26 protein-coding genes and 1 pseudogene are annotated in these 24,858 nt (G+C 38.7%); 4 read left to right on the top strand and 23 right to left on the bottom strand.

Annotated features, from left to right (window positions below):
- Positions 1 to 330: 330 nt before the first annotated feature.
- From FGQ85_RS15305 to FGQ85_RS15285, 5 genes and pseudogenes are all read right to left on the bottom strand, one after another.
- Complete coding sequence (locus FGQ85_RS15305) at positions 331 to 813, bottom strand: NUDIX domain-containing protein (RefSeq protein ID WP_138373865.1); 483 nt, start codon at positions 811 to 813, stop codon at positions 331 to 333.
- A gap of 14 nt (positions 814 to 827) precedes the next feature.
- A complete protein-coding gene (locus tag FGQ85_RS15300; RefSeq protein ID WP_138373864.1) occupies positions 828 to 1,385 on the bottom strand; it encodes a GNAT family N-acetyltransferase in 558 nt (185 codons plus the stop codon).
- Between the two features lie 28 nt (positions 1,386 to 1,413).
- A pseudogene (locus tag FGQ85_RS18925) lies at positions 1,414 to 1,518 on the bottom strand (N-acetyltransferase); the annotation flags it as partial.
- Positions 1,519 to 1,650: 132 nt separating this feature from the next.
- On the bottom strand, positions 1,651 to 2,199 hold the full coding sequence (locus FGQ85_RS15290) for a hypothetical protein (RefSeq protein ID WP_138373863.1): 549 nt from the start codon (positions 2,197 to 2,199) through the stop codon (positions 1,651 to 1,653).
- A gap of 1 nt (position 2,200) precedes the next feature.
- Complete coding sequence (locus FGQ85_RS15285) at positions 2,201 to 3,997, bottom strand: AAA family ATPase (RefSeq protein ID WP_138373862.1); 1,797 nt, start codon at positions 3,995 to 3,997, stop codon at positions 2,201 to 2,203.
- 762 nt (positions 3,998 to 4,759) lie between these two features.
- Between FGQ85_RS15285 and FGQ85_RS15275 the strand changes: the two genes are divergently transcribed.
- Together FGQ85_RS15275 and FGQ85_RS15270 are read left to right on the top strand one after the other, a co-directional pair.
- Positions 4,760 to 5,065 carry a type II toxin-antitoxin system RelB/DinJ family antitoxin gene (locus FGQ85_RS15275; RefSeq protein WP_087168420.1) on the top strand — a complete coding sequence of 102 codons (306 nt, stop codon included), beginning with the start codon at positions 4,760 to 4,762 and terminating at the stop codon, positions 5,063 to 5,065.
- Positions 5,062 to 5,394, top strand: coding sequence for a type II toxin-antitoxin system RelE/ParE family toxin (locus FGQ85_RS15270; RefSeq protein ID WP_087168421.1), 333 nt, complete (start codon positions 5,062 to 5,064; stop codon positions 5,392 to 5,394). The genes FGQ85_RS15275 and FGQ85_RS15270 overlap by 4 nt, the downstream gene beginning before the upstream one ends.
- A 1,148-nt stretch (positions 5,395 to 6,542) precedes the next feature.
- On the opposite strand, the gene FGQ85_RS15265 is transcribed toward FGQ85_RS15270, so the two are convergent.
- The 5 genes from FGQ85_RS15265 to FGQ85_RS18480 all read right to left on the bottom strand — a co-directional run bounded on the left by FGQ85_RS15265 (position 6,543) and on the right by FGQ85_RS18480 (position 10,845).
- Entirely contained in the window at positions 6,543 to 7,319 is a 777-nt protein-coding gene (locus tag FGQ85_RS15265) for a hypothetical protein (RefSeq protein WP_138373861.1), read from the bottom strand.
- A 309-nt stretch (positions 7,320 to 7,628) separates the two neighbouring features.
- The gene (locus tag FGQ85_RS15260) at positions 7,629 to 8,177 is read right to left on the bottom strand and encodes a helix-turn-helix domain-containing protein (RefSeq protein ID WP_138373860.1); all 549 of its coding nucleotides are present in this window, start codon (positions 8,175 to 8,177) and stop codon (positions 7,629 to 7,631) included.
- Between the two features lie 371 nt (positions 8,178 to 8,548).
- Positions 8,549 to 8,842 carry a hypothetical protein gene (locus FGQ85_RS15255; protein ID WP_243128586.1) on the bottom strand — a complete coding sequence of 98 codons (294 nt, stop codon included), beginning with the start codon at positions 8,840 to 8,842 and terminating at the stop codon, positions 8,549 to 8,551.
- Positions 8,842 to 10,536, bottom strand: coding sequence for a recombinase family protein (locus FGQ85_RS15250; RefSeq protein WP_138373859.1), 1,695 nt, complete (start codon positions 10,534 to 10,536; stop codon positions 8,842 to 8,844). The genes FGQ85_RS15255 and FGQ85_RS15250 overlap by 1 nt, the downstream gene beginning before the upstream one ends.
- A 147-nt stretch (positions 10,537 to 10,683) precedes the next feature.
- Positions 10,684 to 10,845 (bottom strand): hypothetical protein, encoded by a 162-nt coding sequence (locus tag FGQ85_RS18480; RefSeq protein WP_171027988.1) that lies wholly within the window; start codon positions 10,843 to 10,845, stop codon positions 10,684 to 10,686.
- A 439-nt stretch (positions 10,846 to 11,284) separates the two neighbouring features.
- Between FGQ85_RS18480 and FGQ85_RS15245 the strand changes: the two genes are divergently transcribed.
- Positions 11,285 to 11,851: a helix-turn-helix transcriptional regulator gene (locus tag FGQ85_RS15245; RefSeq protein WP_118048501.1), complete on the top strand. Its 567-nt coding sequence runs from the start codon at positions 11,285 to 11,287 to the stop codon at positions 11,849 to 11,851.
- Positions 11,852 to 11,912: 61 nt separating this feature from the next.
- Here the strand turns inward: FGQ85_RS15245 and FGQ85_RS15240 are convergent, their stop codons facing one another.
- The 7 genes from FGQ85_RS15240 to FGQ85_RS15220 all read right to left on the bottom strand — a co-directional run bounded on the left by FGQ85_RS15240 (position 11,913) and on the right by FGQ85_RS15220 (position 21,104).
- A complete protein-coding gene (locus FGQ85_RS15240; protein WP_138373858.1) occupies positions 11,913 to 12,803 on the bottom strand; it encodes an HIRAN domain-containing protein in 891 nt (296 codons plus the stop codon).
- 192 nt (positions 12,804 to 12,995) lie between these two features.
- A complete protein-coding gene (locus tag FGQ85_RS15235) occupies positions 12,996 to 14,378 on the bottom strand; it encodes an RNA-binding domain-containing protein (protein ID WP_138373857.1) in 1,383 nt (460 codons plus the stop codon).
- A 79-nt stretch (positions 14,379 to 14,457) separates the two neighbouring features.
- Positions 14,458 to 14,619 carry a hypothetical protein gene (locus FGQ85_RS18475; protein WP_171027987.1) on the bottom strand — a complete coding sequence of 54 codons (162 nt, stop codon included), beginning with the start codon at positions 14,617 to 14,619 and terminating at the stop codon, positions 14,458 to 14,460.
- Between the two features lie 6 nt (positions 14,620 to 14,625).
- On the bottom strand, positions 14,626 to 14,802 hold the full coding sequence (locus tag FGQ85_RS18470) for a hypothetical protein (RefSeq protein ID WP_171027986.1): 177 nt from the start codon (positions 14,800 to 14,802) through the stop codon (positions 14,626 to 14,628).
- A gap of 35 nt (positions 14,803 to 14,837) precedes the next feature.
- The gene (locus tag FGQ85_RS15230; RefSeq protein ID WP_138373856.1) at positions 14,838 to 16,571 is read right to left on the bottom strand and encodes an ATP-binding domain-containing protein; all 1,734 of its coding nucleotides are present in this window, start codon (positions 16,569 to 16,571) and stop codon (positions 14,838 to 14,840) included.
- A gap of 1 nt (position 16,572) precedes the next feature.
- Entirely contained in the window at positions 16,573 to 20,163 is a 3,591-nt protein-coding gene (locus tag FGQ85_RS15225) for a DEAD/DEAH box helicase (RefSeq protein WP_138373855.1), read from the bottom strand.
- Positions 20,164 to 20,393: 230 nt separating this feature from the next.
- A complete protein-coding gene (locus FGQ85_RS15220; RefSeq protein ID WP_138373854.1) occupies positions 20,394 to 21,104 on the bottom strand; it encodes a hypothetical protein in 711 nt (236 codons plus the stop codon).
- Between the two features lie 135 nt (positions 21,105 to 21,239).
- Here FGQ85_RS15220 and FGQ85_RS15215 point away from each other — a divergent pair, with 135 nt between their 5' ends.
- A complete protein-coding gene (locus FGQ85_RS15215) occupies positions 21,240 to 21,401 on the top strand; it encodes an Arc family DNA-binding protein (RefSeq protein ID WP_022150982.1) in 162 nt (53 codons plus the stop codon).
- 54 nt (positions 21,402 to 21,455) lie between these two features.
- Here FGQ85_RS15215 and FGQ85_RS15210 read toward each other — a convergent pair whose 3' ends face one another.
- The 6 genes from FGQ85_RS15210 to FGQ85_RS15195 all read right to left on the bottom strand — a co-directional run bounded on the left by FGQ85_RS15210 (position 21,456) and on the right by FGQ85_RS15195 (position 24,711).
- Entirely contained in the window at positions 21,456 to 22,412 is a 957-nt protein-coding gene (locus tag FGQ85_RS15210) for a DUF6040 family protein (protein ID WP_243128585.1), read from the bottom strand.
- A gap of 18 nt (positions 22,413 to 22,430) precedes the next feature.
- Positions 22,431 to 22,676 carry a hypothetical protein gene (locus tag FGQ85_RS18920; protein ID WP_243128584.1) on the bottom strand — a complete coding sequence of 82 codons (246 nt, stop codon included), beginning with the start codon at positions 22,674 to 22,676 and terminating at the stop codon, positions 22,431 to 22,433.
- A 148-nt stretch (positions 22,677 to 22,824) separates the two neighbouring features.
- On the bottom strand, positions 22,825 to 23,415 hold the full coding sequence (locus tag FGQ85_RS18915; protein ID WP_279233665.1) for a MobA/MobL family protein: 591 nt from the start codon (positions 23,413 to 23,415) through the stop codon (positions 22,825 to 22,827).
- An 82-nt stretch (positions 23,416 to 23,497) separates the two neighbouring features.
- The gene (locus tag FGQ85_RS19040; RefSeq protein WP_279233664.1) at positions 23,498 to 23,740 is read right to left on the bottom strand and encodes a MobA/MobL family protein; all 243 of its coding nucleotides are present in this window, start codon (positions 23,738 to 23,740) and stop codon (positions 23,498 to 23,500) included.
- Between the two features lie 277 nt (positions 23,741 to 24,017).
- A complete protein-coding gene (locus tag FGQ85_RS15200; protein ID WP_138373852.1) occupies positions 24,018 to 24,353 on the bottom strand; it encodes a relaxasome subunit MobC in 336 nt (111 codons plus the stop codon).
- Positions 24,346 to 24,711 (bottom strand): hypothetical protein, encoded by a 366-nt coding sequence (locus FGQ85_RS15195; protein WP_195481782.1) that lies wholly within the window; start codon positions 24,709 to 24,711, stop codon positions 24,346 to 24,348. The genes FGQ85_RS15200 and FGQ85_RS15195 overlap by 8 nt, the downstream gene beginning before the upstream one ends.
- Positions 24,712 to 24,858 lie beyond the last annotated feature (147 nt).

The raw sequence follows: 24,858 nt of genomic DNA, 5'->3' as shown, positions 1-24,858 counted from the left end.
GGACTCACGGTATCATAGCTCCGGACTTCTGGTATCCGTTCCTCCGGAACAGGGGTACATTTTCACCGTAATATACATTGCCTATTATTATACCTGTATTGATCGTATTAACAATGGATTAGAAGTTGATTTTGGTTGATAAAATCAACCATAAGGAAACAGGTCTGAATCATGGGAACGGATAGCTATATAAAACAGAGACTTTGAGCTTTGTTTACCAATAAAAAATCGGAAACCGCCCCCTGTCCTTTGACAAGTTCCGATTCCCGAAAAATACATGTTTTTACAGTTTTTCATTTTTTAGCACGAAGCTGATTCTTCATTCAAGCATCATTCATTAAGTAAACATGCTGTCAACGCCTTATATTCACGAAAATACATCCCACGTTTCATTTCCATATGCCCATATTCCTGATGCTTTGAGAAAATTTCAATCGCTTTTTCCACCGGAACCCATCTGGGCTCCAGACCTTCTTGTTCCTCCTGCTCAGTAAGTGAGCGTTCCGTATGACCATCAGCTTCGCAGATAAAATAATGGCTGGAATACAAATACTCTTCATAATATTCATTAATGATCAGGCTACAGCATAGCGGTTTTACAAGAATCCCTGTTTCCTCTGCCAATTCCCGAATGCAACAGTCCTCATAGCTTTCACCGACCTCAACACCACCGCCGGGAATCATCCACAGATCGCTGTTTTCCATATAAGACAACAGAATATTTCCGTCCTTCACCACGATACCTCGGCAGGCTTCTCGGATTTTGGTGTGTTCAGCAAAACGATTATCTCCATAAATATTGATTGTTTCCATGTGATTAATGTCCATCAGTATTCTATTCCTTCTTTCATGTTGCTCCATTCTTCTTTCGTCTGGCAGGTGATGTGTTCCGTCCGTAAAAGGCCCTCTATAGCGCAGGGAACATTTTCACTTGTATGATGATAATGAAAGCCGCATTTTTCCTGAACTCGTTTTGATTTTTGGTTCCCATCAAAATATCCGCACCATATTTTAGACAGATTCAGATCTACAAATCCATGTCTCAAAATTTCCCGAACAGCTTCTGGAATCAAGCCTCTTCCCCAATAAGGAACACCGATCCAGTATCCAATCTCACCTTCTGTCTTCGGAAGTCCAATATTACTGGTTTCACCGATCATCAGCCCTATACTTCCAACCGGATGGCCGTTTTCTTTCAAAACCACTGCATAAGTCTCCGGTGCGGAAAGAACTTCCCGGATTATTTCCCGGCTGTTTTCCACACTTGTATGAACAGGCCATCCAGCTATAGGTCCCACATCAGGATGGCTTGCATATCGGTATAAATCCTCTGCGTCTCTCTCCTCCCATGGACGGAGAAGCAGTCTCTCTGTTTCCAAAATCATATCTCTGCACCTCCCTGTAGTTCGCATACACATGACCATAGTCATCCATAATTCTCGCCCAAACTGCCCCTGCAGCCTTGCCGCCGAAATCGGCAACCAGACAATTATCCCCTCGTCTTGTCCCAAACCTGTTTTTCTTAACCGGTAGGATGAAGGCGTTAGATTCAAATATCTCATTTTTTCTCATCATCGATGCTAAAAGACAGAAATTCCACGGCGCTGATAATTGCTAGGAACAGCAAGATCTCAAACGCCTCATTTTGCTTTAAATCTGGGGATAAATATCGGATGGATGTCCAAGAAGTCTCATGATTTCCAATTCATCTCTTGCATCCAACAGAGCATTATGTGTTTCTATGTAATCCTTATTGCTAATCATTCTCATGATATTTTCAACGCCATATCCTCGTTTCAATCTACCTGTTTTGCAGCATTCTGCCGAAGTTGGAATCATTGGATTATATTGTCTGTAAGCTGCAATTCGCATAATATCATGCCAAATAAAATCTTTCATAAACGCAAGACAGTTTTTGTCAAATCCTGCATTATAGGCAAAAACAGAAGAAACATCATATTCCATTAGAAAGGACGAAATGTTATCCGCAATTTTTTTCCGGGAAATCTTCTCCTCATTTATTCCTTTTATGTGAACAATATAATCAAACATTCCGCCTTCCCGCAAAGCTTCTTTGATTACATAGTACTTATACCCGACGATCTCGTAATTACTCGCATCAGCAATTACGATTCCCACTGTCATTACAGCACCGCTCCATGTCGTTTCTGTATCTATTACCGCAATGTGTTCTTTCATTCTATTTTCCTTTCGGCTTATAATATTTAGTTAATTGTCTTTTGGTAATGGTTTTTACTACTGAATCCATAAACTTCTGTTTATCCGGAATCGAAATTTCCCACATTTCATTTGTCCTTATGTTCCATAAAATGCCCTTATCTAAATTTTGTGCAATCATATAGCACGCACACTGAAGATAATATTCATGGTTAAGTTGAGAAACAAATTTAAGTTCATAGATTGTATCATCTTTTTTTACATCCGCATACCCAAGAGCCTCAAACGCCTTTTCCCCGTTCCGTCTTTCTGCAAATGCTATACTACAAATAATTTGTTCCTCTTCGTCATGTCTAAGACGTGTTTCGATTCGTCTAGTTAATAACTCTTTCTGTTCATCTGTAACTAATGGCAGTGAAACCTGAGAGTAATATCTACGCTGATTTGTTTCTAATGATGTTAGATGAAGAATCTTCTTTTCCACACCTTTGATCTTATCGTTAAATATTTTTCTATCCTTATGAATCAGGCGAAACAGTGCAAATTCCCGGTCAATGTCATAATTATCAAAGAAAAATGCCTCTTGAAAAATACCTATACATGGAGATAAATCAATGAGTCCATCATTACTTCGAATATCGATTACGCTGGTATCTTCCATATTGATTTTTTTCTTTTCTAAAAGATCATAACACTCTTCTATATCTTCCTGAAATTTAAAATCAAACATTTCCGATATTCTAACGTTCTCCAATGATGTATTCATATCCTCTGGAGTAGAAATAGATTCTTCTGACAATGTTTCTTCATTACCTGGGACAAAAATTATTTGCTTTTTCCCCCTGCTTGCTGCAACAAGGAATATATTTCGAAGTATCTCATATTTTTGTTGAGGTTGTCCAACTCGCATTCTCCAGTAGCTTTCCGTAAAATCAAAAACAACACAAATTTCTCTTTCTAACCCTTTACTGCTATCAAAGGTAGTAAATATTGCTGTTTCCTTACTTGGTTGCACTTTCCCAGATGTATCTTGATCTGAGATACTTGCATAAACGGTATTCTTATTAAATTTATCTTTGTACTTTGATTCAAGTTTGTTAAGAGTCTTTGCCATAGTTCCTTGTCTGGCTCCCAAGCATAACAATTTGCTCGGTTCCTGCTTAGCCAAAAAGTCTACTATTTCTTGTTCCGACATTTCAGAAATTTCACACTCACTGTTAACTCCAGTAATCTTCTTTTTCCATATACGCCCCAACTTTTGTGCATAATCATTTGGAAGACGAAAGCATTTTGTAAATTCTAATTCAATGTGCTCTCCAAGAAACTTTTCAATATATTCTTCCACTTCAAGTGCAGTCTTATCATATATTTTTTGTTTCATATCTCCGACAGCAACAAGCTGTGCCTCGGGATTACAGCTGACTATATAATCTAACATATCAGCAATTTCCTGATCTATGTCTTGATATTCATCCAGGACAATAAGATCAAACTTTCTAACAGGCGGTTTCTTCTTATTAAATTCCTGAAGCAAATCTGATACACCGACCTGCATTCCTATTCTGTTTAAACAAGACCATGCATATCCGTGATAGTTTGTTACAGTAACATTTCTACCCTTTATCTTTTCTTTAGCGTCAATTTTAAGAAGCTTGTTATATGTAAGATAAAGTATCTTTTTGTTTTTAGGAAAACGAGTACATAGAGCCTGTATAGCCGTTGTTTTTCCGCTACCAACACAGGCATCAACAAGAATATTCTTCCCATTTAAAGCTTTCTCAATAAATTTTTCTTGTTCATCGGTAAGGATAATTGACATATTATAATCTCCACTAAAATTTCTACTCTATTTCCACACGGAATCGACAAATTATGCCAAGAGCTACCAATGTTTGAAAACTTAGACTTCACCAAACTGAACATCAGATTTTTATCATTGATAAATTGTTTGAACTTATAATGCTATCATTTGCAAGCTCCATCAGCACATTATCATTATAATCTCTTTGCCCGATAAGCTCAAGTTGCCTGATCTCAATTATAGAAATTATAGACAAAAGGCAGTTTCAGGGCATCATTCGTGAAGTGCTTCTATGAACAACCGTTCTTATCTGTCAGGTGATTAACACAAGTCCGCACTATATATTGGCTGCTGGGTTTATAAAGCATCCGTCTCTTATATTTACCTCCGCATTCTCCACAGCAGATCCGATCGGAAAACCATACCAGTTCTGGTATCTTCCGGTGTCATAACCATTTCCTTTTTAGCCCCACTATTTCACGATCACCATCTCCCCGTCCACATTGGCATAACCGTATTGGGATAGGAAATGATGAAGGTCCCATTCTAAAAACGCCGTTTGATAACCCACTTCACATTCTCAAAAATAGACACCGACTCGCTTTCTGACAAAATGCTTTTGTCAAAGTAAAGTCCGCCAAATTTCCACTCGTTATTGGATTTGATATAGTTTTCTACAATTCCTCCTTACATGTCTGTAAACAAATTTTAAATATGCTTGCATTTGCTTGCATTTGCAAAAGAAAGTGGGTATAATATATCCAAAGGAGTGTGATAGATATGGCAAATACATCCGCAGTTTATGCCCGTATTGATAAGGAGCTAAAAGAAAACGCAGAAGGAATCCTTTCTCAGCTTGGGATTTCCCCGTCCAGCGCAATCCAGATGCTTTACAGTCAAATTGTACTAAAAAAGGGAATGCCTTTTGAACTGCGCCTGCCTTCCACAAAACCTACCGCAGTCGGCGATATGAGCCGGGAACAGCTGAATGCAGAGCTTATGAAAGGTGTGGAATCCATGAAATCCGGAAAAACCTATACAGCAGATGAGGTGGATTCCGAGTTAAAGCGGGAGTTCGGTATATGAGCGATACCTATTCCATTATCTACTCCTCGGAAGCCAAAGATGATCTGAGGGAGATTTATTCTTACATCGCTTATGACCTGCAGGCACCGGAGACAGCAGAGGGCCAGGTCAATCGTATTCGGAAAGAAATCCGGTCGCTGGATTTTATGCCGTCCCGATATGCTGTCGTGGATTGGGAGCCGTGGAAAAGCATGGGGATGCATCGGGTACCGGTAGACAATTTCATCGTCTATTATGTCGTAAATAACGGCAGCCGCACGATAACTGTGATCCGAATTTTCTACGGTGGCAGGGATATCGAGGACATCATTCAGGCAAAACGTGAGTAATCCGCAAAAAGGAACAGAATAGCTGTTCCTTTCTGCATTCAGAACTTATCAAGCTCCTCCTGAGCGACAATCCACTCATACTTCACGCCGTCATTGACTTTTCCCATCCACTTTTCCTGCCTCCTTATACCTTTCCTTCCAGATTATTCTTGTTTCCAACCTGTCAGCTCCACACCCCTAATATCAAAATTGGCCACCAACTCTCCATTATTTTCCAAAGTAGACCAGTTTCTACTTACCTATAAAATGAAAAAATCCGGAAATCGAAACCTGTCCTCTGACAAGCCCCGACTCCCGGAAATCCCTTGTTTTCTATACTTTTTCAGTATTCTATTCTTTAACTTTTGACATCAGCACAACCGTCTCAACATAGCACGAGGAAATGATTTAGATATACATTTCCTCCACCTGTTCGTAAAATGCCGCCCCAGTACCATATCGACTACTTTTTAGCTGATAGGGTTCACGGGAACATGTCGGGACGCCAAGATTACACCGTTCACCTAAAAATAAATATCTGATTTGCCTTCTCAACAAACGTATCTGCTGAATCCCTCCACTGTCCCGGATAATAACGGTAACTCATACGACTTAACTGACCATTCCCATCAATTTCACATTGAGTACTATATTTCGTCTTACCCGAGTTCGATGTATAATGGAAAACAAGAAAACCGTATTTGTCAACCTTGACGTATTTCCCATGAGAAACTGTTTGAGCCACCTTGCTTAGTTCGTTCAAAGGTACTCCATGCCATTTTTCTCCAGACTGTTCTTGTCCATAGATTACATATTCTTCAGGTGTATATCGTTTGGGCGGCTCATAGGTTTGTTTTCGTGACTGTTGTAACTGAGCATCTAAAAATTAAATTTTTTAAAATACTACCAAATAATCCCATGTTTCTCCCTTCCTCATAAATCTTTTATAAACCAGTCAACATAAATAATCAATTTCAAATATGTTTTCTATGGTTTGTAAACTCATGTTCGTACAAATATACACGCATTAGCTCCTTCTTAATTTGTTTATATTCTTCAAGAGAGCGGGTCCATACTTTTTACAAACGCCAATGAGAAGTCCGGCTGTGGCGAGAATTGCGCCTCCGTTTTTTACCGCCTTTGCACCTTCCTCAATTTTCTCATAGTCCTCACTGTTCAGAGTTTGATTCTGAAATCTTTTCCGTTCTGACATTCTGAAACACCTCCAACAATTTATCTCCACTCATCTGTATGTTAATCATATCATACTCTTGTGCTTCCTCCAGACAAATCTCCCGCTCAGTTGCGATGTAATCTGTCGCATGATAGTAAAACATCTCCATATTCTTCTTATGGATATATCGGAGAGTCTGCAATGAACTGAAATCTATTCCTTGCATCTCCTGCTCCGCATCAATAAATACTTGCTCTGCAGCATCCATCTGGCCGCATATAGCATAGGATGCAGCAACCATCTGTGTTGCCTGGAGATACAGAGAATAATACTTCTGAATAACCAGGAACTCCTGATCCTTTTTCCTGTGTGCCCCTGAATGCATGAGTTCCATACTAAAACGTGCAAACTTGCCTTCAGGCAGTGGTTCAAAACCACCGACGCGACTCTTAAAAGTCTGAAGCAACTGCTTCTGTGCTATCAGCATATTACTCCGTCCGGAAGCCATAGCGGAAATCTTTTCTTCCGGTGCGGCATTTAAAGAATATCGGATCTGATCACGACCTGCCAGCAGAAGGCCAATCCGATCATCCATCTGACCTTGCTCAATCCGCCTCACGGCTCTATAGGTCTCCTGCAAAGCATCTGCCAACTCCGCTATCTGCTGCTGCATATATATTGTGATAACTGACAGCAATACTTTCGAACGGGTTTCCATGAATAATCTCCTCCGGTTTAATAGGAAGATTATCCACAAACTTTCTTTTTCCATTTTCCAGTGTTTCATATAAAGTAGGCCACATAACACCAGTTTTTGTGTTCTGATTGATAAAGACCTCACCGGCTTTGAAAGCATCTCTGTGTTTAATAGGAATCTGAACTACATACTCAAGGGTTTTCTCAACGTGGCTCAGGGCATCTGACATATTTACATATTGCATCAATTTAGCTAGCATCCCGTTAATATCGAACCCTTCCATCCCAGGTACAACCTCTAGGATTTTTCTATATTCAGGATCCACCAAACCATCACCATGTGAGACAAGTTCATCCTTATTTCTAACAATAGAATTTTCTGCCATTACCCCATTACCTCCCCTAATCCATTACCTTTTATTTCTGAAAGTGCGTCTGACAAATGCTCAAGAGCGGTTTCATACTCTTTAATTTGCTGCTGTTCCCTGTTAATCTCTGCTTGAAGTTCAGCAATTGCCGCTTTCTTTCGTTCTATCGTTTCTTTACTCTCAGAAATATTATTTTTAAGTGTCTGCTTTACATCATCAGACAGAATGCGGATGTCATGACTGCCTTTAGGTTTTTTGGTTGCAATTGAAGCGACAATAGCCCCAAGAACTCCTGCGCCAACCGCTGTTGTTAAAGCGAGAAATGGATTGGCAACAGCGAGTTCAACTGCAACTGTTGCATATTTTGAAGTTGAACGGAGATATTTATAGAGCTCATCTTCACGCACTACGTTCCCATCTTTCCGGGAAGTTTGATCAGCCTTTAGTTTTCCCGCACGAATCCATCTCCGAACTGTTTCAGGGTTCGTCTGGAGCATATCTGCAATATCTTTGACACTATATGTCTTCGTATGCCATTCCTCCCTTCTTCTCCATGGTACATGCATTATACTACATTATTGCTACATTTACAATCAGTTTTTTTGTCGCATTAAAAGGTGCCCAGGTTCCCCCAAGCGCCAATAAAATATATTTACATTGCTACATCCGTCTCCAGCCCGGACTTGAACTCGACTGTAAAGTGATTATCGTGCACAGTGACTTTCTCGATCAGCCTGCGAACAAGTGCCTCGTCATATTCGGTGATTGGGCCATCCTAGCTGTCTATAAATTTCTCCAGTTCCCTCACCTTTTGCATAGCCCCTTCGTTCATGGCATCCTCAAGCAGGAGCTGCCGTTTCTCCTCCCGCAGTTCTTCAATCTGATCCGAAAGACTATCGAATCCCCGTCTGGCGTTCGTCTTCTTCAGCAGTTCCCTCTACAGTGCTTCCAACTTCGCATTTCCACACTCTATATCAATTACCACCGAAACATTGACATAGTTTTTTATCTCCTTATTTCTGATTTTATCTTTCTCACTCGTAAAGACGATATGCTTAAAAAAGTGCCTAAAATTAAGGATTTCTACATAGCTCGTCTTTGTAGCAACACTACCGTCTCCACATGTGTCGTTACCTTCTGGTGAACACATTTTCCCAACCTCGTCACCTCTTAATGAGTACATTTTTTCATTGTTCAACGCTTCTAAAATTTCCACTTTATTCTGCTCCATTATGACACCCTCTCTTTCTTGTGATTTGCCTTGTAGTCTGCTTTCGCATCCATTATATTTAAGTTCTGATCACATTTCAGGATAAAGGTTAACTTGTACGGTGTCGGGTTTCCGTCTTCATCATCCCCGCCGACAATTACCTTTTCCACAATACTCTCAAACACTACACGGTCAAATTCATCCATTGTTTCTTCATTTTCCAGTGTCTTACGGAGCTGCGCCATACGCTTGCTGACATTCTTCTGCTGTCCGATATTCTCTTCCAGATATGCTTTTTCCTCTGTCAGATTATGAAGTTTACGGAGAAAACTGTTATTCTTTTCTTCGTATGCTTGCTGTTCTATTTTACCATCAATCAACAGATCTGTTAACCTGCTTTTTCTTGATTCTACATTATTGATTTCCTTTTCCAGCTGTTTCACTCGTTTTAATTCCGTATCGTCATTTAATACTTCCTCTATGGTATGCAGTACCGAATCCAGCACATCATCAAAATTATCGGTTAGTAACCGGAAAGCTTCCAGAAATGCTCCCTCGATAATTACTTCATCAATGGCTTTACAATGCGGGCAACTTTCAATTCCGTTCTTTGTGGCATTCATACACTGCCATACCGTTTTTTTCGTTACAGTGGTCTGATGCCTTGTTCTTCTGGAAAGTTTATGTCCACAGTATCCGCACTCCAGCATACTGCTGAAAGCAAACTGTCGGGTGTAACGTTCCCGGTTTCCGGTAGTAGGTATTACTTTAGTTTTTACCCGCTCGCTGTGGATAGCTGCTACCCTGTCCCAGATTTCTCTCGATACAATCGGCTCATGATGATCCCTGATATAATATTGTTCTTCTTCTCCTCTGTTATCAAGCCGTCTTTTCGATATGGGATCAAGCGTAAAAGTTTTCCCTTGAAGAATATCTCCTTTATACTTCTCATTTGTGAGAATTCCCATCACACTGCCGCCGTCCCACCTAACTACACCTCTTTTATTTTTAATTTCCATTTCTGTCAATCTTTTCGCAATGGTGGTACTGCCATATCCCTGTATATACATATCATACATAAAACGCACTATTTCCGCTTCTTTTTCATTAACGGTAAGACTCTTATCCTCTGGGTGATAATCATAGCCGAAGCACCCATTGAACCCTACCAGTTCTCCTCTTTTCATCTTCATTTTAACTCCCATCTTTACATTACCGGACAGAGATTCCACTTCCTGCTGTGCCAGTGAACTCATAATTGTCAGAAGAAGTTCTCCGTTCATATCCATTGTATTGATATTTTCTTTTTCAAATATAATGGGAATTCTCTGATTCGTAAGCATCCTGACATAGTTCAATGTATCCAGCGTATTTCGTGCAAAACGGGAAATTGATTTCGTAAGAATCATATCTATTTCGCCATTCATACATCTCTGGATCATTTCTTGAAATCCCGGTCTTTTATCTGCTTTTGTTCCGGTGATCGCTTCATCCGCAAAAATTCCGGCAAGTGCCCACTGGGGATTCTCTCTGATTTTATCCTCGTAATAGGCTTTCTGGGATGCAAAACTCCCCAACTGCTCATCCCCGTCTGTAGATACCCTGCAATATGCAGCTACCCGGATTCTGTCAATCTGCACTCCTGCTCTTCTTCTCCCTCTTCCGTTGGGAAGTGGTTTTGTTGCCTGTAAAATTTCAACCTGTGTGTTTCTCATACATTTCCTCCATTTCTCTCACCTGCCACATTTTTCTTATGGCTTTTCTTCGTTTCTGTGTTGTTATCATACATCTAAAATAAAATATGAACGATTGTTGAAATATTTTCTCTTCCATGATTATTTCCTCTTTCATTTTTCTATTCTTCAAGACAAAACCGACTGTTTTTCCAAATCATTTTCAATAACATGATACATATCCATCAACTTTGCTCTCACTCTGTTATATTCCGCTTCAGACAATCCCCCTGCCCGGAATAATTTTCTTACCAGTGCTATCTTCTTTGCATATTCCAGTTCTTTACACATTATACCTCCCCCTTTCCTATTATATTTTTCGGAATCACCTCATTTCTGCTGCGATCTGCAGTTATTTGTGAATCTGGGTTTGGCTTCCATTCATATCATCTGTCGTTATCGTTTCAGATAACCTCTACCCTTTCGGGATATGGGCACCTCCTTCTCGAAGCATTCCCACCGTTTCCGGAGTGTCTGTCTGCGCTCTCCGAGCATCCGGTTCATGGCGACAGTCTGTTGACAGATCATACAGCTCATTTATTTTTCAATGTTCGATCAGTTTTTATAGTGTACTTTTTTGTGCACTTTATTTTACTGTCATTATATTCCTGTGTAAAACCAAAGTCAATACGCAAGTGTACTTTTTTGTGCACTTTTCTGTTTACAAATGAAATTTTTAGTAGTAAAATAAAATTAAACTTGAAAACACTATAAAAAGGATTGGGAAATCATGAACTTTAATCTTAAATTAAAAAAAATACGCCAGTTCCGGGGAATGACCCAGAAAGAACTGGCGCTTAGATTAGGAATAGGAGAAAAAGACGGGCATCGCATTGTTCAATATGAAAATGGAAGTCGTGTCCCGAAAAAAGATTTGGTAGATCAGATTGCAAAAATTCTGGATGTAAACCCGTGGACATTATATGACACTGCCGGACGGGATGCTTCTGAGATGCTGGAATTGCTTTTCTGGCTGGATGAATTTAATCCGTCCTCTATCAATATGTTTCTTCCTGAGACCTACCCTGACGAAAAATGCAACGATAACGGTGATACCACCGTCCGTTATCATGATAATGATGAATGGCCGGCTCATCCTCCGGTCTGCCTGTGGTTTAACTATGGAATTTTAAACGATTTTCTAAAAGAATGGCTCATAAGAAAAAATGAACTGAAAAACGGTGAGATTACCAGAGACGAATATTTTGAGTGGAAAATCAACTGGCCTATGACCTGTGATGACTGCGGAAAACATGAACCGAAGAAAAAATGGCGGAAACCGCCCGTTTCCGCCTAAACATATTACATACCAGTCTCACAGTCTCATTTTATCCATGAGATTGTGAAACTAATTACAATCAGCACTTATGTATCTGAATTTTTATCCATAAAAGAGGTTCTTTTGCCAGTTTTTCTCGATTCTTTTCTAAAACCTTTGTTCCAGAAACTTTTTCCGCATATTCCAGTTTTGATACTGTTGTTATCACCGTTGCTTCGCATTCAATAATCTTTTCATCTATAAGTGGCGATAATTTTGCACTAATCTCTGCGGGAATATGTCCTAATGATCCAATTTCACTTCTAACCTCTATCGCATTTGCATCATAAATATTCTCCGGTTCTCTCACCAGAAAAACTTTTTCCCCATCTGTCAATTTGGCTATATTAACGGGTCTATCTTCATATTTTGTTCCGACAACCCTTTGTTGCTCTAACATGCTTTGCAGCCTATACCAATCAATTCGTAATAAATCTTCGCTGTTAAACAAATTTTCCTGCCATTCCTGCTCTGTTGAACACCAGCTTTCTTCTAATTCCGCTTGTGCCCTTTCCTGTTCTTCTTCCGATTCCCAGTCCTGCAAATCCAACTCTTTCAGACACCATTCTTCACAATTGACTTCTGTGGAATTACTTTCAGAAGTGATCTTCATATGTTCTTCGCCTTCACAGATCAGCCAATTATGGTTCACAATTCCTTTTATTGAAAGTTCCGGGAATTTTTCTTTTACTTTTTTCAAGAAGCCAGGAATCAACTGATATCCTAAGCTATTTACCTGACCCAGTGAATGGATAACATTCCACTCTTCGTCATAATCCCCCAGCCAACTATACTCATCGATTCTATTAACCTCATAGCTTTCTGAATTACAATGAACTCGCCATGCTTCTTTCATAAAGAATGTCAATTCATTCAGTTTATCTTTCGAACCATAAAAAAATATCGTACAATCTCCTGTATCTGCTGCCATTTCCTCACCTTTAGCACATATTATGTTTTCACAAAATAAGTCTCACAGTCTCATCAAATTAATGAGATCATGAGACTTATTTTTATCATACACCTTTAAAAATCGTATATATACAGTTTTTTTGCATGCAAAATTCAAAAGTTTGGTGTGTAGTCTCATGTAAATCTCACCAGTCTCATTTTAGTATGAGACTTATAATTTCCATTCACCCGCTTTTTTATCATAAAAAACTCCACATTTTTTTCGGATTTTTGCATAATCTCTAAATACAGTTGCCCTCGAAATGTCTAAAACAGCCATAACTTCTTCAACGGTCAATTTATTATTTGCTTTTATCATTTTAAAAATCGTGGTCTCACGTTCTGTTAATTCATTTTCTTCAGCATATTCATGGACTGCTGTTTCTGTAATCGGAATGTTAATTCTAAATACGTCATTCTCAATTAATTCCGGTTTTCCTCCCGGAGTATAAATAGGTGTGTATTTGTATAAATTCCTAACCCCGGAACCTATTGTATCAGCCAACCCTACAGCAACAAAGAATCTTGCCAAAATCGGATTTTTAGGATATGGTGTAAATTCCGTTTCCAAGATATTCCCCTGACGCCGTGGTCTACACCAGTTTTCCGTCCGAATCCAGTCTTTTTCAATAATGACCTTTGCCGGAAACGCACTGGAAAAATCTCTATGAACCAAAATATTACTTACAACCTCTCTTGAGATCAAATCTCTGACACTAGTTCTGACATTATCAACCAGATAGAATTTATCTGATGTGTGCTTTGCTATAAAATCCATTAAAATTTCATAACTCTCAATCAGATTCGTTTTTACAATTAAACGATCGTCATACCGATCCATGTTCTCTTTTCTACATAGCGCATCTGTAACATAGCCCGGTACACAAGATTGGATTACCTCATCTTTTCCAAACAGTAATATAGCTGCAAGATTGTAGCCTTGCTCTCCTGTAACAAAATCTGTTTCATACAGTCCTGCACTAACCAGAAGTTCCTTATCTGACATTTTCAGCCATTCATGACGAGGATTGTTATTTGAAATTAATCTCCGAACTTTCTCCATTAAATCCGTTCTCAAATGTTCTTCCCGAACATAAGGAAACAGCTTACTTTCCGTATAGGTATTGCTCTTTCTGGCATAAAGATTTTCCATTTGTATTGGAGAATCTGTAATGTCCATATCTCCTTCTTCATTTCTGTCATACACACGTCCGGAACATTTTTCTACCGTTGATGTTGGCGGAACATAGGTATATAACAACAACATTCCCTCATATTCAAATTCTTCTATAGACAAATACAGAGTAGGTGACATTTTATTAGGATTATTCAATTGATTTACAAAATTCTTTTTTAAATCCTTAACCACATTTCGATTCACACCTATCGGGATTCCTCCATCTTTTACGCCCATAATAATATAGCCACCATACCGATTGGAAAATGCCGACACTGTTTCATATACGGAATCATGTATCTGATTTACACATTCTTTGTATTCTATGGTTATCTTTTCATCTTTTGAAAGCATTTCTCGCATTTTTTCATGTGTCATTGCATCACCCCTTTTTACTATTAACTACTTACACGCATCTTATAACAAAAATAAAGTTTATATGGAAATACCTATGTTTTTATTTTTCGATTACTATATCTTCTTGCTTTCCAAATGTGTCCATATACATTTTAATCACATCTTCATCTGGCATTCCCTTCAAAACTCGTTCATAAAAATCTGCAAAACCTGCTGCTTCATAATACTTCTCCAAATAATCTTTCATTTCTTCCACAAACATATTATGTCACCTATAATACCTTTGTAAGTCAAATCCTAATTTTGTAGCAATACAAATAAGTTCTTCCCCATCAGCTTTCTCAATTACTGATATTTCAAACATTGCTACTGGAAATCCCTGAAACATTGCCGTTCCATAATAATCTTTCAAATCGCTTCTCAACCTTTTATAATCAATTTCCATAATACTAATCCCATACTTTTATAATCTTTCGAATTCTATATAATTTCATCTAAATCAAGAATTTTTGCTTGTGTTTTCATAGCAATACGTCCTTTTGCAGCGAAATGACTTTTCCTACTGATAGCATCTGCTATATCTTTAATTTTCTGTTCATCCCCATTAATAAAAAGATTCAAGTATTGAGTGGCTCTTGAACAAGCAACATAAAACATCCGCTTTCTTTCTTCATCTGTAAAACTTTTTTCATCAATGTCCACAATAATTACAACACGACTTTCAAGTCCCTTAAATTTACTTGCAGTAGTAAACAAGATTGAAGAATTTGTTTTTTCACGGGTGATCGGGATGCCAGCTATTTTATTAATCTTCCCAAGAATAGAATCTTCCTCTGATTTCAATGACAGAATAACAATATCTGAATATTCATAGCCGTAATGTTCGCCAGTCAACATTCTAATAAGTTTTGCAAGTCGTGTTATGGGCTCCCCTTTTACAAAACTAATGGATGTCTGATCACCATTAATCATCATTATTTTTTTATTCAATGAAATATCAATAACATTGTAGGAAGTAAGCGCAATTTCATATGTATTACGACAATTCTTAGTTAAAAGCAACTTACATTCAGCGTTTTCAATCCACGCAGGAACTTTTTGTGTTGTCAGAAGCTGATTTTTGTCATAAAAAACAAAGAAATGACCATCAACTAGATCGATGTATTCCTTAAAATAGACAACTTCTTCTTCCATAAAATCCTGCCCCTCATCAATTATCACATCATCAAACTCCAAAAAATCCCAATCAATCTTTAGAAGTTCTGCTGTTCTTTTTTCTTTTGACGAGGTATCTGCGCCCGGACGATATTTTGCAATAAATGTATGAATGTTGCAGTATGACACATTATCATAAGGATACATGTGTTGCAAATAGGTAAATAATAATCTATTAAAACAGAGAAACAATACTTTTCTCCCGTCGGCTCCAAAGCGTCGTGCAGCCTCCTTAGCAATCAAAGTTTTTCCTGTCCCAGCTACCCCCTGGATTGTTGCACTTTTTTGTTCTGAAATATAATCCAAAAGACCAGTTTGTTCATTGGTCAATTTCAAAAATGCATGATCCAGTTCACCCTTACGAGCTCCAGGAGCAGATATTAATTCAAAGTCACTGGCAATTGATTCCAGAATCATATTATATTCCTCATCGCTTATATTAACTTTTCCACGAGAAGCATAAAATTCAAAAATATCATATATTGCCTGTCCCTTCTTTTCAAAGTCTTCATCCCCAAGAACCGCACCAGAAATTTCCCTATATTTTAATGGGAAGTTAGGCAGTTTGCTCTTGATCTCACATGTTGAAAACCATACTGCAGCCTCAATAGGAAAGCGATCACTCAAATTCGGTGCTATTGTGTCAAGCATTTTTCGATAATGATATATTCCATCAATAGCTTGGGAAAGAGGATCGTTCTTTTTATCAGGGTTCAAAATACTAACTTCATTTGTCGAAGTGTTTATCTGATGAAAAACTCCACCATGAACTCTAATATCTCCACCTTTTACTTCAAGAACTAATGCCCCTAAAGTTTTATTTAAAATTAGAAAATCATTTTCTTTCCATGTTGATTTCCATTTATTACCACGTTTTACCCATTGAACAGAATGGAAAATAGTAAAATTGTTATTGAGTTGTTCAAGGAGTTCATATACTCTTATTTCAGAATACGGTACATCCGAGAGATCCTCTTTAATAGGATATATCTGTGCCATATCAACGCAAATCTCCCTTTATCTTATTATAGTCTATTTCATAAATTTTGTATGCATGCCAGCCCTTACTTTCAAAATACTCTATGGTTCTGTCAGCAGTATCCTGTTGACAAACCAAAGTGTCTTTGGACGGCCATGACATAAGGATATCATTCCCCTCATCAGATTTTTTTATGGTAGTTTCTAAATATTCGGGTATAGGTATATCATTCTCAGCCATCCGCTCAATGATGACTTGCTCACTATCATCAAAGAATGATGCAAGTTCACTCCAGTTATGGAACATATTTGTAGGATAAGAATGTTCTTTGTCAACAGAACGGCTTAGCTTTACCGTTTTTACAGTCTTTGTTTCTGCACCGCAAAGGACGTCATATCCAAGAAAATACTCTTCAATATATGTCCACCGTTCTTCGTCAGTTTTTAGTTCATTGAAAAACTTTAGTAGAATAGCGACATCTCTCTCATGTTTCTGTTTAGCTTTAGATACGTAATTATTCGAATAAAATGTATTACCCAGAACAATGTTTCTCACTTTATTTGGATCATTCAAACGAATAAAAATTTCTGGTTCCTCTCCGCCGGCAATTTCATAGGTGATGTAATCAAAAATTGATAGAAGTTTTAACGTCGTACTCGAAGTATCATCCAACTCAAGGTTCATAAAGCCAGAATATGATGCACTTTCATTTGTCCTAGATAAGTTATTCATAATTTTAGACTTAATAATCGGCTTACGCATCATTTCTTTGAAATTACCATGAGTGAGCGAATAATAAGTTTTTCCAGAAGAATCATTCGTTCTGCGTTTTATACATTTTCCATTCGGGTCAACTAATTCGAAAAGAGAGTTTGCAATAATTCTTGCTTTTGCCATACCATACTTTTCTCGAATAAGTTTTGAAAAATCTTCTGTCGTAAAATAAGTATTTCTAAAGTTTCCATACAGCAAATCAGATATGTACTCAAAATCGGTCAAAATTAATTCCCGAAGATCAGACATCAAATACTCCCCTCGTGCTTCAACACTTACTCTTTGTCGTGGATGAATATAAGACCGAATGGACGGCATAATTTCAACCTTATCCTTGGAAGTCAAATTGGAATTGAAATACCAATACTTGAACTGTGGAAAGGATATGTTTGGATGAAACTCTTCCCATATCTGTTTCAAATCAATAGTATATATATCTCCACCATCGCTAAGAGTTGATCCGTCTGCTTGAATTTCTTTGTAACGTCCTTTTTCTATATATTTCATGCACTTACCATATTTTGAAGCAAGCACTTCAGTTTCGTGATCTTTTGAAATACAAACAAATGCTTTTGTAAATACGCTCTGAGGGCGAGAAATAAGCACCTTGAAAGGAAACTTATTCTGGAAATCTTTTTCAATCATAAGGAGACAAGTTTTTAATTTGTTAATGCAATCCCCTTCATTTTTCCCGTTAAATATATAAGTAAACGATTGTGGGGAAATCAGAAAACTTCTTGCTCCCTTTTTGCTTTTATAGGTATCATAAATACCTTCGAGAACTTTCTTTATTTGATATTGGCGGATTTGAGACATTCCAAATAACACCCGCATAAAAGTCATATCATTATAGAAAAAGTCAGTCATTGCCGTTCCTTCCATTGAAGACTTTCGTGCAGCGCGTCCTATCTCTTGAACATAATCAGAAAGATTTCCACTTACAGCATAGTGATATACATTTTGAACGTCATTAACATCAACACCCATACCAAATGCTTTTGTTGCCAGCATAATCGGTGTAGTACCTTTACGAAATCCTTCGAATATCATGTGTTTATACTCATTGAATGCCTCGGTACTCATCTCATTGATATTACGACCCGTATATGTGCCGATTCGTTTGTCAAGAGTAATTCCTGCAAAACCTCTAACTCCTTTGGCAGCATCTCCAGCCAATGAAGCATATGGAAAATATACAATAGTTTTTTCGTTGTGAGCAAGCCACTTTTTTATTCTTTCGTCAAGTGCTTTGGTTTTAGCCTCTTCATATTCAGATTTGGAAAGCTTACGCCCTTCTCCATGATGAACAATATCAAATTTTATATCTTCACGTCGTACATAACCTATGTATTTTACTGGATTTTCCATATACAGACTAATAATAGTATCACTAACAGAATCATCTATTCCACCGTTTACTGCCGTCGCTGTAAAAGCACAAATTGGAAAATGATAGATCTTTCGTTTCATACCTTTTAATGTCTGAACCTGATTTCTTAGACGATTAATATAACTACCTAGATACCAATAATCTGGTCTAAACCCAACTCCCCAAGTAGTTACAATATGTGCTTCGTCAACAATAAGAAGTCCAATATCTCTGTCTCCAATAATGGTTTCAATAGAATACGACAACAACGTTTCGGGACTTAAATACAAAAGATCCACTTCACCGTCTTTTATTCTTTGAAGTACAGCTTCTTTTTCAACTTGAGAAATCAGATCTGAGTTAAATACCTCAACTCTCGTATAACCACTCTGATTCAATTTTTCTTTTTGGTCCTGCATTAGAGCCTTAACTGGTTCTATTATTATAGTTAGTTTATTGTATTTCTTTGCAAGATAAACCGCTGGGATTTGGAACATGACGGACTTACCCGCTCCTGTTGATGCAGTAATAAAAATATCTCGAGAGGCATTGCCATTTTCTCCATCATATGAACGTTCTGCCTGCTTAATAATTTCCTCAATTATATGAGCTTGGGAAAGTTCGATGACTTCTTTATTAATATCCGGATTTTTGTAAAATGGAATCTTTCTAAACTCAGTGAATCCATCAATATGAATATCATTCTGTGCAATGGAAACAAGTTCCTGTTCTAAGACAATCTCTTCCGACAATTTTTCATAATGTTTAACAAGCGAAATCCCATTCACTTTACAGAACGCTTGAAGAGACTTTTGAATTCTCTTAGCACTTTCGCCATCAGTAGAGCTTACTCCAATAACATTCGGCTTTATCGCTATAATCCGCTCCAAATCCCTCAAGTATGTGTCAATATCTTCATTAATAAAAACATCATAATCACTGCGTATCTGGCCTTCTTCAATTGTTATATTAAAAGGATAAAAATCTTCTACAGGTGCCTCTTCTAAATGCTCATACTCATATTCATAAAAACTGCCATAATATATACCATTAATTTCAGAAATTGTGCTATATACAGCAAGATACCGCTTACATTCTTCGCTTTCATTATTATCAGCACGAGTATCTCCATTAATTGTATCAATAATTTCTGTTGCTAACTCTGGTGACATTGAAAAATCAATAGGGAAATAATCTGGATACAGATTATTTCTAAAAATTTTTAAAATTAAACCATCTTCCTCAACAGCATCATCTATCCTCTTGTTTATCAGAGCATACTCTTCATAGGTGATCCATACAGAATCATCTTCATCAAGTAAAATAAGTGCTTGAGCAAGTTTTTTTCTAGTAGATTTATCAAATTCAAGAACATTTTTCTTTTGACTAATCTCACCATCTACCAAAGGTTGTTCCTGCAAAGTTTCAAGAAACTCCTGATTAAACCCCTTATAAACTGTCAGTTTCATTTGGTCACCTCTTTTGATTTTATCACAATGTATCTTTCTATTTTCCTTTTTGACTATCTGCCCTTTTTAATAATTCATATTTTAATTCAGTCAAAAAAGCTTTATCATTTTAATTAAGCATCCTACTGTATGCATCGCATAAAACATGTATCACTTTAATCTACATTTTACAACACAAATCGCTTCTTCTCAACTTTTCTACTCTTTACAGTAATATATTTTATTAATTTTTAACTGGCGTTTGGGCAGGTAAAAACACTAATCATAATCTTCCTATTTTCATAATCCATTTTCACCCAGTAATCCCTTATTGTCTGCCCCACATGCCAATCCTGCAGTGAATAGATTTCTAATGTTTTAAAATCCACCAGACACAGCGGTATCGGTCCTTTCTTTTTCCGTTTCCACTTGCTGATCTCCATAGATTCCAGCACTTTATCCAGACATTCCTGACAGAGATTTTCCCGCAGAAACTCCATATCCACAAAATACTTCTCCGGCAGTGTAACCTCAATAGAAGCCATCCCTCTGGACGGCGTTTCTTCTGCATGATAAATGATTTCTCCTGTATTCCCAGTAGTAATGCAAGTATAACCGTTATCCAGTCCATATTGCCGATCTTCTTCATATTCTTCGGTTTTAAAATCCAACACATACCAGTCATTTAAAGAAATTAAGCCTATGGTATCAAACTGCCGATAATAGTTCATCATGCTCCAGTCCTTACTTCCACACAAACAGCAGGCAGCTTTTTCTTTTAGAGTGGATTCTGCACCCACATAGGAAATCTCAGCCCTTCCTCCTCTATGCAACCATTTCTCGTATATTTCCTCCCCAAAATATACGGCACCGATCAAAAGAACAAATACAACAATCATGCTCCAGAACATCCATACCGGGATTCTGTAATACTTGGATTTCCTTTTCTCTGTTTCCTGCATTTCCTCACATCCTTTGCAGAAAAATATTTTGTACTTAAAACAAGTCCATTTAGAACATTATACCATCATTTGAACTTAAAATGTACTCATATAATGAACTTGATCTGTACTTAAATTAAGATAAAGGGGATATACATGGAAAAGGATAAACATTTAGGTCTGAGAATTGATTCGGAGACACACGCAAAATTGAAAAGTCTTGCTGAGTTTGATGGTCGTTCCATAAACGGCGAAGTGCTTTATCTGATACGTCAGGCGATTGCACAGCACGAAAAAGACCATGGAACATTAAAATAGGCAAAAAAATATACCGCTTGAAAAGATTTTTTACACCTTTTCAAGCGGTTGTTTTTATCCTTCTGTCTTTTTATGCAAATACCATCGGAGACCCATATAGATTCCATGCACTCCCAGAAGGAGCAGTACAAGATTGACTGGGACAGCTTTTCTGATCCAGTCTCCAAAAAATACCAATACCGCACCACTGGCGATCCATATCACTGCACTGATCCAATCCCCGAAACATTCTCCATAGGCTTTCACTCCTTCACAGAAAATCCAAACCAATACAACAGTGATTCCACTGGTAAGTAGGATTTCGGTTCCCCATTCCAGAATTCCATACAGGATTTTAGAAACGATAGGATGGGAGATATAGATACTAATCCCTGCCACCGATCTTCCAACTCCTAAAATTCCACCTACCAGCCATGATAGACCTCTCCACATAATCTGAAAGAACCTGCCTGCATCCTGTGCAAATGCCTGTGATCGGACAGCAGAAAACAGAGTGATCATAACAGAATAAAGAAGCAATCCTAAAAGACTGCCCTCTATCTCCTGCATCATTCTCCGGTACTCTTTTTCCAGTTTTCTTTTCCTTTTCTCATAGACTCCCCTGCTTCTTAAATAAGCCGTCCGGTCACAACTTTCACATTTTTCATAGAGTTCCGGAACTTTGACTGGAACCTCCACTGTTTTCTGGTGAGTCTTGACATATTCTATTTCCTTTACCGCTTCTTCCAGTTTAGAACGAAGACTCCCGATCATGATATTTGCCTCGTCTCGTTCCCTGATTTTGGCGTTCAGTATCTTTCTTGTATTCTGCAAGTCTTTCTTCAATGCTTCGACGTTCTCGGCTCTGTTCTCTTTGTTTAATCTCTCGATCAATCGCAGAGAGTCTTCCAGCTGTATCTGCTGCTGTAAGATAATCTGCTCCTTTTCTTCCAGTTCGTTCTGCATCGTTTCCATTTCCTCTAACAGCCGTTCTTCCAGCCCTTCTGGACAGGAGTTTTTCAAATCGTTCATTTACATCCCTCGCTTTCTCTATTGCCCGGAAAGCTTCAGCAATTCCACGTTCTGTTTCTGCAAAAGTCTGTTCTCGCTGTTTAGCTTCGAGGCTAATTCGTACCATTTCTGACAGTCGGCTTCCAGTTCTTTGATCCGCCTGTCCATGATTTCCATCTGTTCCAGTTCCTTTGAAGTCTCTGAGAGAAACCTTTCCTGCTCCTCGATCAGGGAGATCATTTCTTCCATAATGGGGATCACGTCCCTGCTCTCTTCTAAAGTCATTTAACCACTCCTTCCATTTTTCCAGTGCCACGTATGCTTTTTCAAACATCTGCCGGATGCTGTGAAGAATCCGGTTCTGTCTTTTGATGATGTTATTTTCCGCCACTTTCCACGAACCTTTTTCCGCTTTCCCGGCAAGGTATTTTTCTTAGATCTTTCTGGCTTCTGCACCCTCATGGATGGTGGGGATTTCCATTTTCCCCTGCCGGGCATAGGAACGGTGGTCAACCTGTTTCTCCGGCGGAAGATGCTGGTTACAGGTTTTCGCCCATGCACTCCGCCACAGTTCACAGTTCTTTGGATTGTTCCACCCGGTTGTATCCACAAGCACCCGTTTCCACTGTTTCCGATTCCGGGAATCCACTTTCTGCTTTCCTTCCTCATCCATAACCGGAATCCGTATACCGCAGTGCTCCGGATTCTTTTTATCCTGCCACCAGTCCGGATGAGCAGGGTCATTCACAATCTTTCCTGATTCATCCCGTACAAAATCCCAGTCCTTTGTTTCTTTATTTCCCCAGTTGTGGTCTTCCTCAAAAGGTCTCAGGGTAAGTAGAAGATGGACGTGTGGATTACCATCCCTCTTATCGTGGATTGCCCAGTCTGCACACGTTCCCTTGTCCACAAAGTTCCTTTGGATATATTCATCTGTGTAGAGGATCTGTTCCTCCCGGCTCCACTCCCGAGGCAAGGATATCTCCATAGAACGTCCCAACTGGGCATTGGAATTTTTCTCCACCTTTAAAACCTCATTCCATAACTTTTGTTTTCGCCAAATGAGCTTAAATTGTTCCACCGCCTCTTCTTTGTCTTTTGCCCTTTTATAACGAACGGATTTCTGAAAGCGTTCGATATTTTCCTCTGGCACTTCTGCCCACTGGGGGCGGAGCATTCTCACACAAGGATAGCTGACGGTAGACTACTTCTTTCTTCCCGGTGTAATAACTGAACTTCCCGGTCTCATCATTTTTCATTACATCGCCGTTTAGATAGGCAGATGCGGAAATGACCGATTTACCCTTGCTTCGCCCCACGATCTTTACTGTGAAATGAAAAATTGCCACGGCTTCCACCTCCTTCTTTCGGCAAATGAATTTCTCAAGCCATCTGCAGGACTGCCTCCAATGCAACATTGGTCTCGATGAAATCGCCCTCGGAGGGGCGTCCAGTACAAAACTGGTGCCATCCAACCGCATAGGGTGGTCTGCATGAAATGCCCCTCGGAGAGCCCTTCCAATGGGAAATTGGTCTGCATGAAATGCCGCACTTATAAAAAGACGACCTCTGGTTGTCTATAAGTGCGCCGTTGTATATTTCCTGCCGGAAACAATACATCGGATTTTAAAAGTCCTCCCGCCTGGTTGCTTCTGTATATTTCTTCTCTTTGGGCTCCCTGCCCATTGCTCTGGAAAAATAGCACCCATTTTCTTCCTGCCGTTTCAAAAAGCCGATCAGCTTTGGAATATCCACTTCTTCAATGGGGCCACCCAGCACGGATTCCACAGCTCCGCCAATCTGGCAGAGCCTGTGAGTTCTGGCTTTTTTCTGTTCTTCTTTATAACGTTTTTCCAGTTCTTTCTTCTGTGCCTTAAGCCGACTTGCCTTTTCCAGCATATCCTGTTCTCTTTTATTCAGCTCGGCAATCCGTTCTTCCACGGTTCTCTTTGATCTACTCATACTTTGTTTCCTCCTTTTCTTCATGTCTATTTTCCTTTAACTGCTCCATAACGGGTTTCAATAACTCCAGAAGATTTCCCGCCAGTACAAGGGGCATGGACTGCCTTGCCCCCCGCTCCACGGCTTCTTCCACACGGTTTAAAAACTCATCTTCCTTTTTCCGGGTTTCCAAATAAGGATCAGCCTCAATCTGTTCCTGTCTGGAGAAATAATCATTCAACGCAAGGACAACCGCCTTTGTGTAAGATTTATATTTCTTCCTGTCCATACCCCGCAAATAGTTCCAAGCCTGTCTGTCCTGCTCATTCATCAGATTCAGTCGGATGTTGGTATTGATAATCTTTCGTTCTTTCTTCATCAGAATCTCCTCCTTTTTCCCATAAGAAAAGAGAGGTATGAATTACCTCCCTTTTCAGTATTACTTATTTACTAAGACTTCCCATACCTGAAATGGGCTTCGCTCCTTGAAAATTCAATATTTCAGCTGACAAAATAGTGATTTATG

The sequence above is a fragment of the Pseudoflavonifractor sp. BSD2780061688st1 E11 genome (assembly GCF_005844125.1).
GTDB lineage: Bacteria > Bacillota > Clostridia > Lachnospirales > Lachnospiraceae > Sellimonas > Sellimonas catena.
Note: the sequence above shows the minus strand (reverse complement) of the source record. Positions and strands in the feature narration are given on the sequence as shown.

Excerpts from the sequence above, each read along its gene's own strand:
- FGQ85_RS15200 (WP_138373852.1), bottom strand. The coding sequence starts at position 24,353 with ATGAGTAGATCAAAGAGAACCGTGGAAGAACGGATTGCCGAGCTGAAT.
- FGQ85_RS15305 (WP_138373865.1), bottom strand. The coding sequence starts at position 813 with ATGGAAACAATCAATATTTATGGAGATAATCGTTTTGCTGAACACACC.
- FGQ85_RS15285 (WP_138373862.1), bottom strand. The coding sequence starts at position 3,997 with ATGTCAATTATCCTTACCGATGAACAAGAAAAATTTATTGAGAAAGCT.
- FGQ85_RS15270 (WP_087168421.1), top strand. The coding sequence starts at position 5,062 with ATGAGCGATACCTATTCCATTATCTACTCCTCGGAAGCCAAAGATGAT.
- FGQ85_RS15235 (WP_138373857.1), bottom strand. The coding sequence starts at position 14,378 with ATGACACATGAAAAAATGCGAGAAATGCTTTCAAAAGATGAAAAGATA.
- FGQ85_RS15300 (WP_138373864.1), bottom strand. The coding sequence starts at position 1,385 with ATGATTTTGGAAACAGAGAGACTGCTTCTCCGTCCATGGGAGGAGAGA.
- FGQ85_RS15245 (WP_118048501.1), top strand. The coding sequence starts at position 11,285 with ATGAACTTTAATCTTAAATTAAAAAAAATACGCCAGTTCCGGGGAATG.
- FGQ85_RS15290 (WP_138373863.1), bottom strand. The coding sequence starts at position 2,199 with ATGAAAGAACACATTGCGGTAATAGATACAGAAACGACATGGAGCGGT.
- FGQ85_RS15220 (WP_138373854.1), bottom strand. The coding sequence starts at position 21,104 with ATGCAGGAAACAGAGAAAAGGAAATCCAAGTATTACAGAATCCCGGTA.
- FGQ85_RS15195 (WP_195481782.1), bottom strand. The coding sequence starts at position 24,711 with ATGAAGAAAGAACGAAAGATTATCAATACCAACATCCGACTGAATCTG.
- FGQ85_RS15255 (WP_243128586.1), bottom strand. The coding sequence starts at position 8,842 with ATGGAGCAGAATAAAGTGGAAATTTTAGAAGCGTTGAACAATGAAAAA.
- FGQ85_RS15240 (WP_138373858.1), bottom strand. The coding sequence starts at position 12,803 with ATGGCAGCAGATACAGGAGATTGTACGATATTTTTTTATGGTTCGAAA.
- FGQ85_RS15230 (WP_138373856.1), bottom strand. The coding sequence starts at position 16,571 with ATGGCACAGATATATCCTATTAAAGAGGATCTCTCGGATGTACCGTAT.
- FGQ85_RS18470 (WP_171027986.1), bottom strand. The coding sequence starts at position 14,802 with ATGGAAATTGATTATAAAAGGTTGAGAAGCGATTTGAAAGATTATTAT.
- FGQ85_RS18920 (WP_243128584.1), bottom strand. The coding sequence starts at position 22,676 with ATGACTTTAGAAGAGAGCAGGGACGTGATCCCCATTATGGAAGAAATG.
- FGQ85_RS15210 (WP_243128585.1), bottom strand. The coding sequence starts at position 22,412 with ATGAACGATTTGAAAAACTCCTGTCCAGAAGGGCTGGAAGAACGGCTG.
- FGQ85_RS15275 (WP_087168420.1), top strand. The coding sequence starts at position 4,760 with ATGGCAAATACATCCGCAGTTTATGCCCGTATTGATAAGGAGCTAAAA.
- FGQ85_RS15260 (WP_138373860.1), bottom strand. The coding sequence starts at position 8,177 with ATGCATGTACCATGGAGAAGAAGGGAGGAATGGCATACGAAGACATAT.
- FGQ85_RS15265 (WP_138373861.1), bottom strand. The coding sequence starts at position 7,319 with ATGGAAAAAGAAAGTTTGTGGATAATCTTCCTATTAAACCGGAGGAGA.
- FGQ85_RS15250 (WP_138373859.1), bottom strand. The coding sequence starts at position 10,536 with ATGAGAAACACACAGGTTGAAATTTTACAGGCAACAAAACCACTTCCC.
- FGQ85_RS18475 (WP_171027987.1), bottom strand. The coding sequence starts at position 14,619 with ATGTTTGTGGAAGAAATGAAAGATTATTTGGAGAAGTATTATGAAGCA.
- FGQ85_RS15215 (WP_022150982.1), top strand. The coding sequence starts at position 21,240 with ATGGAAAAGGATAAACATTTAGGTCTGAGAATTGATTCGGAGACACAC.
- FGQ85_RS15225 (WP_138373855.1), bottom strand. The coding sequence starts at position 20,163 with ATGAAACTGACAGTTTATAAGGGGTTTAATCAGGAGTTTCTTGAAACT.
- FGQ85_RS18480 (WP_171027988.1), bottom strand. The coding sequence starts at position 10,845 with ATGTGTAAAGAACTGGAATATGCAAAGAAGATAGCACTGGTAAGAAAA.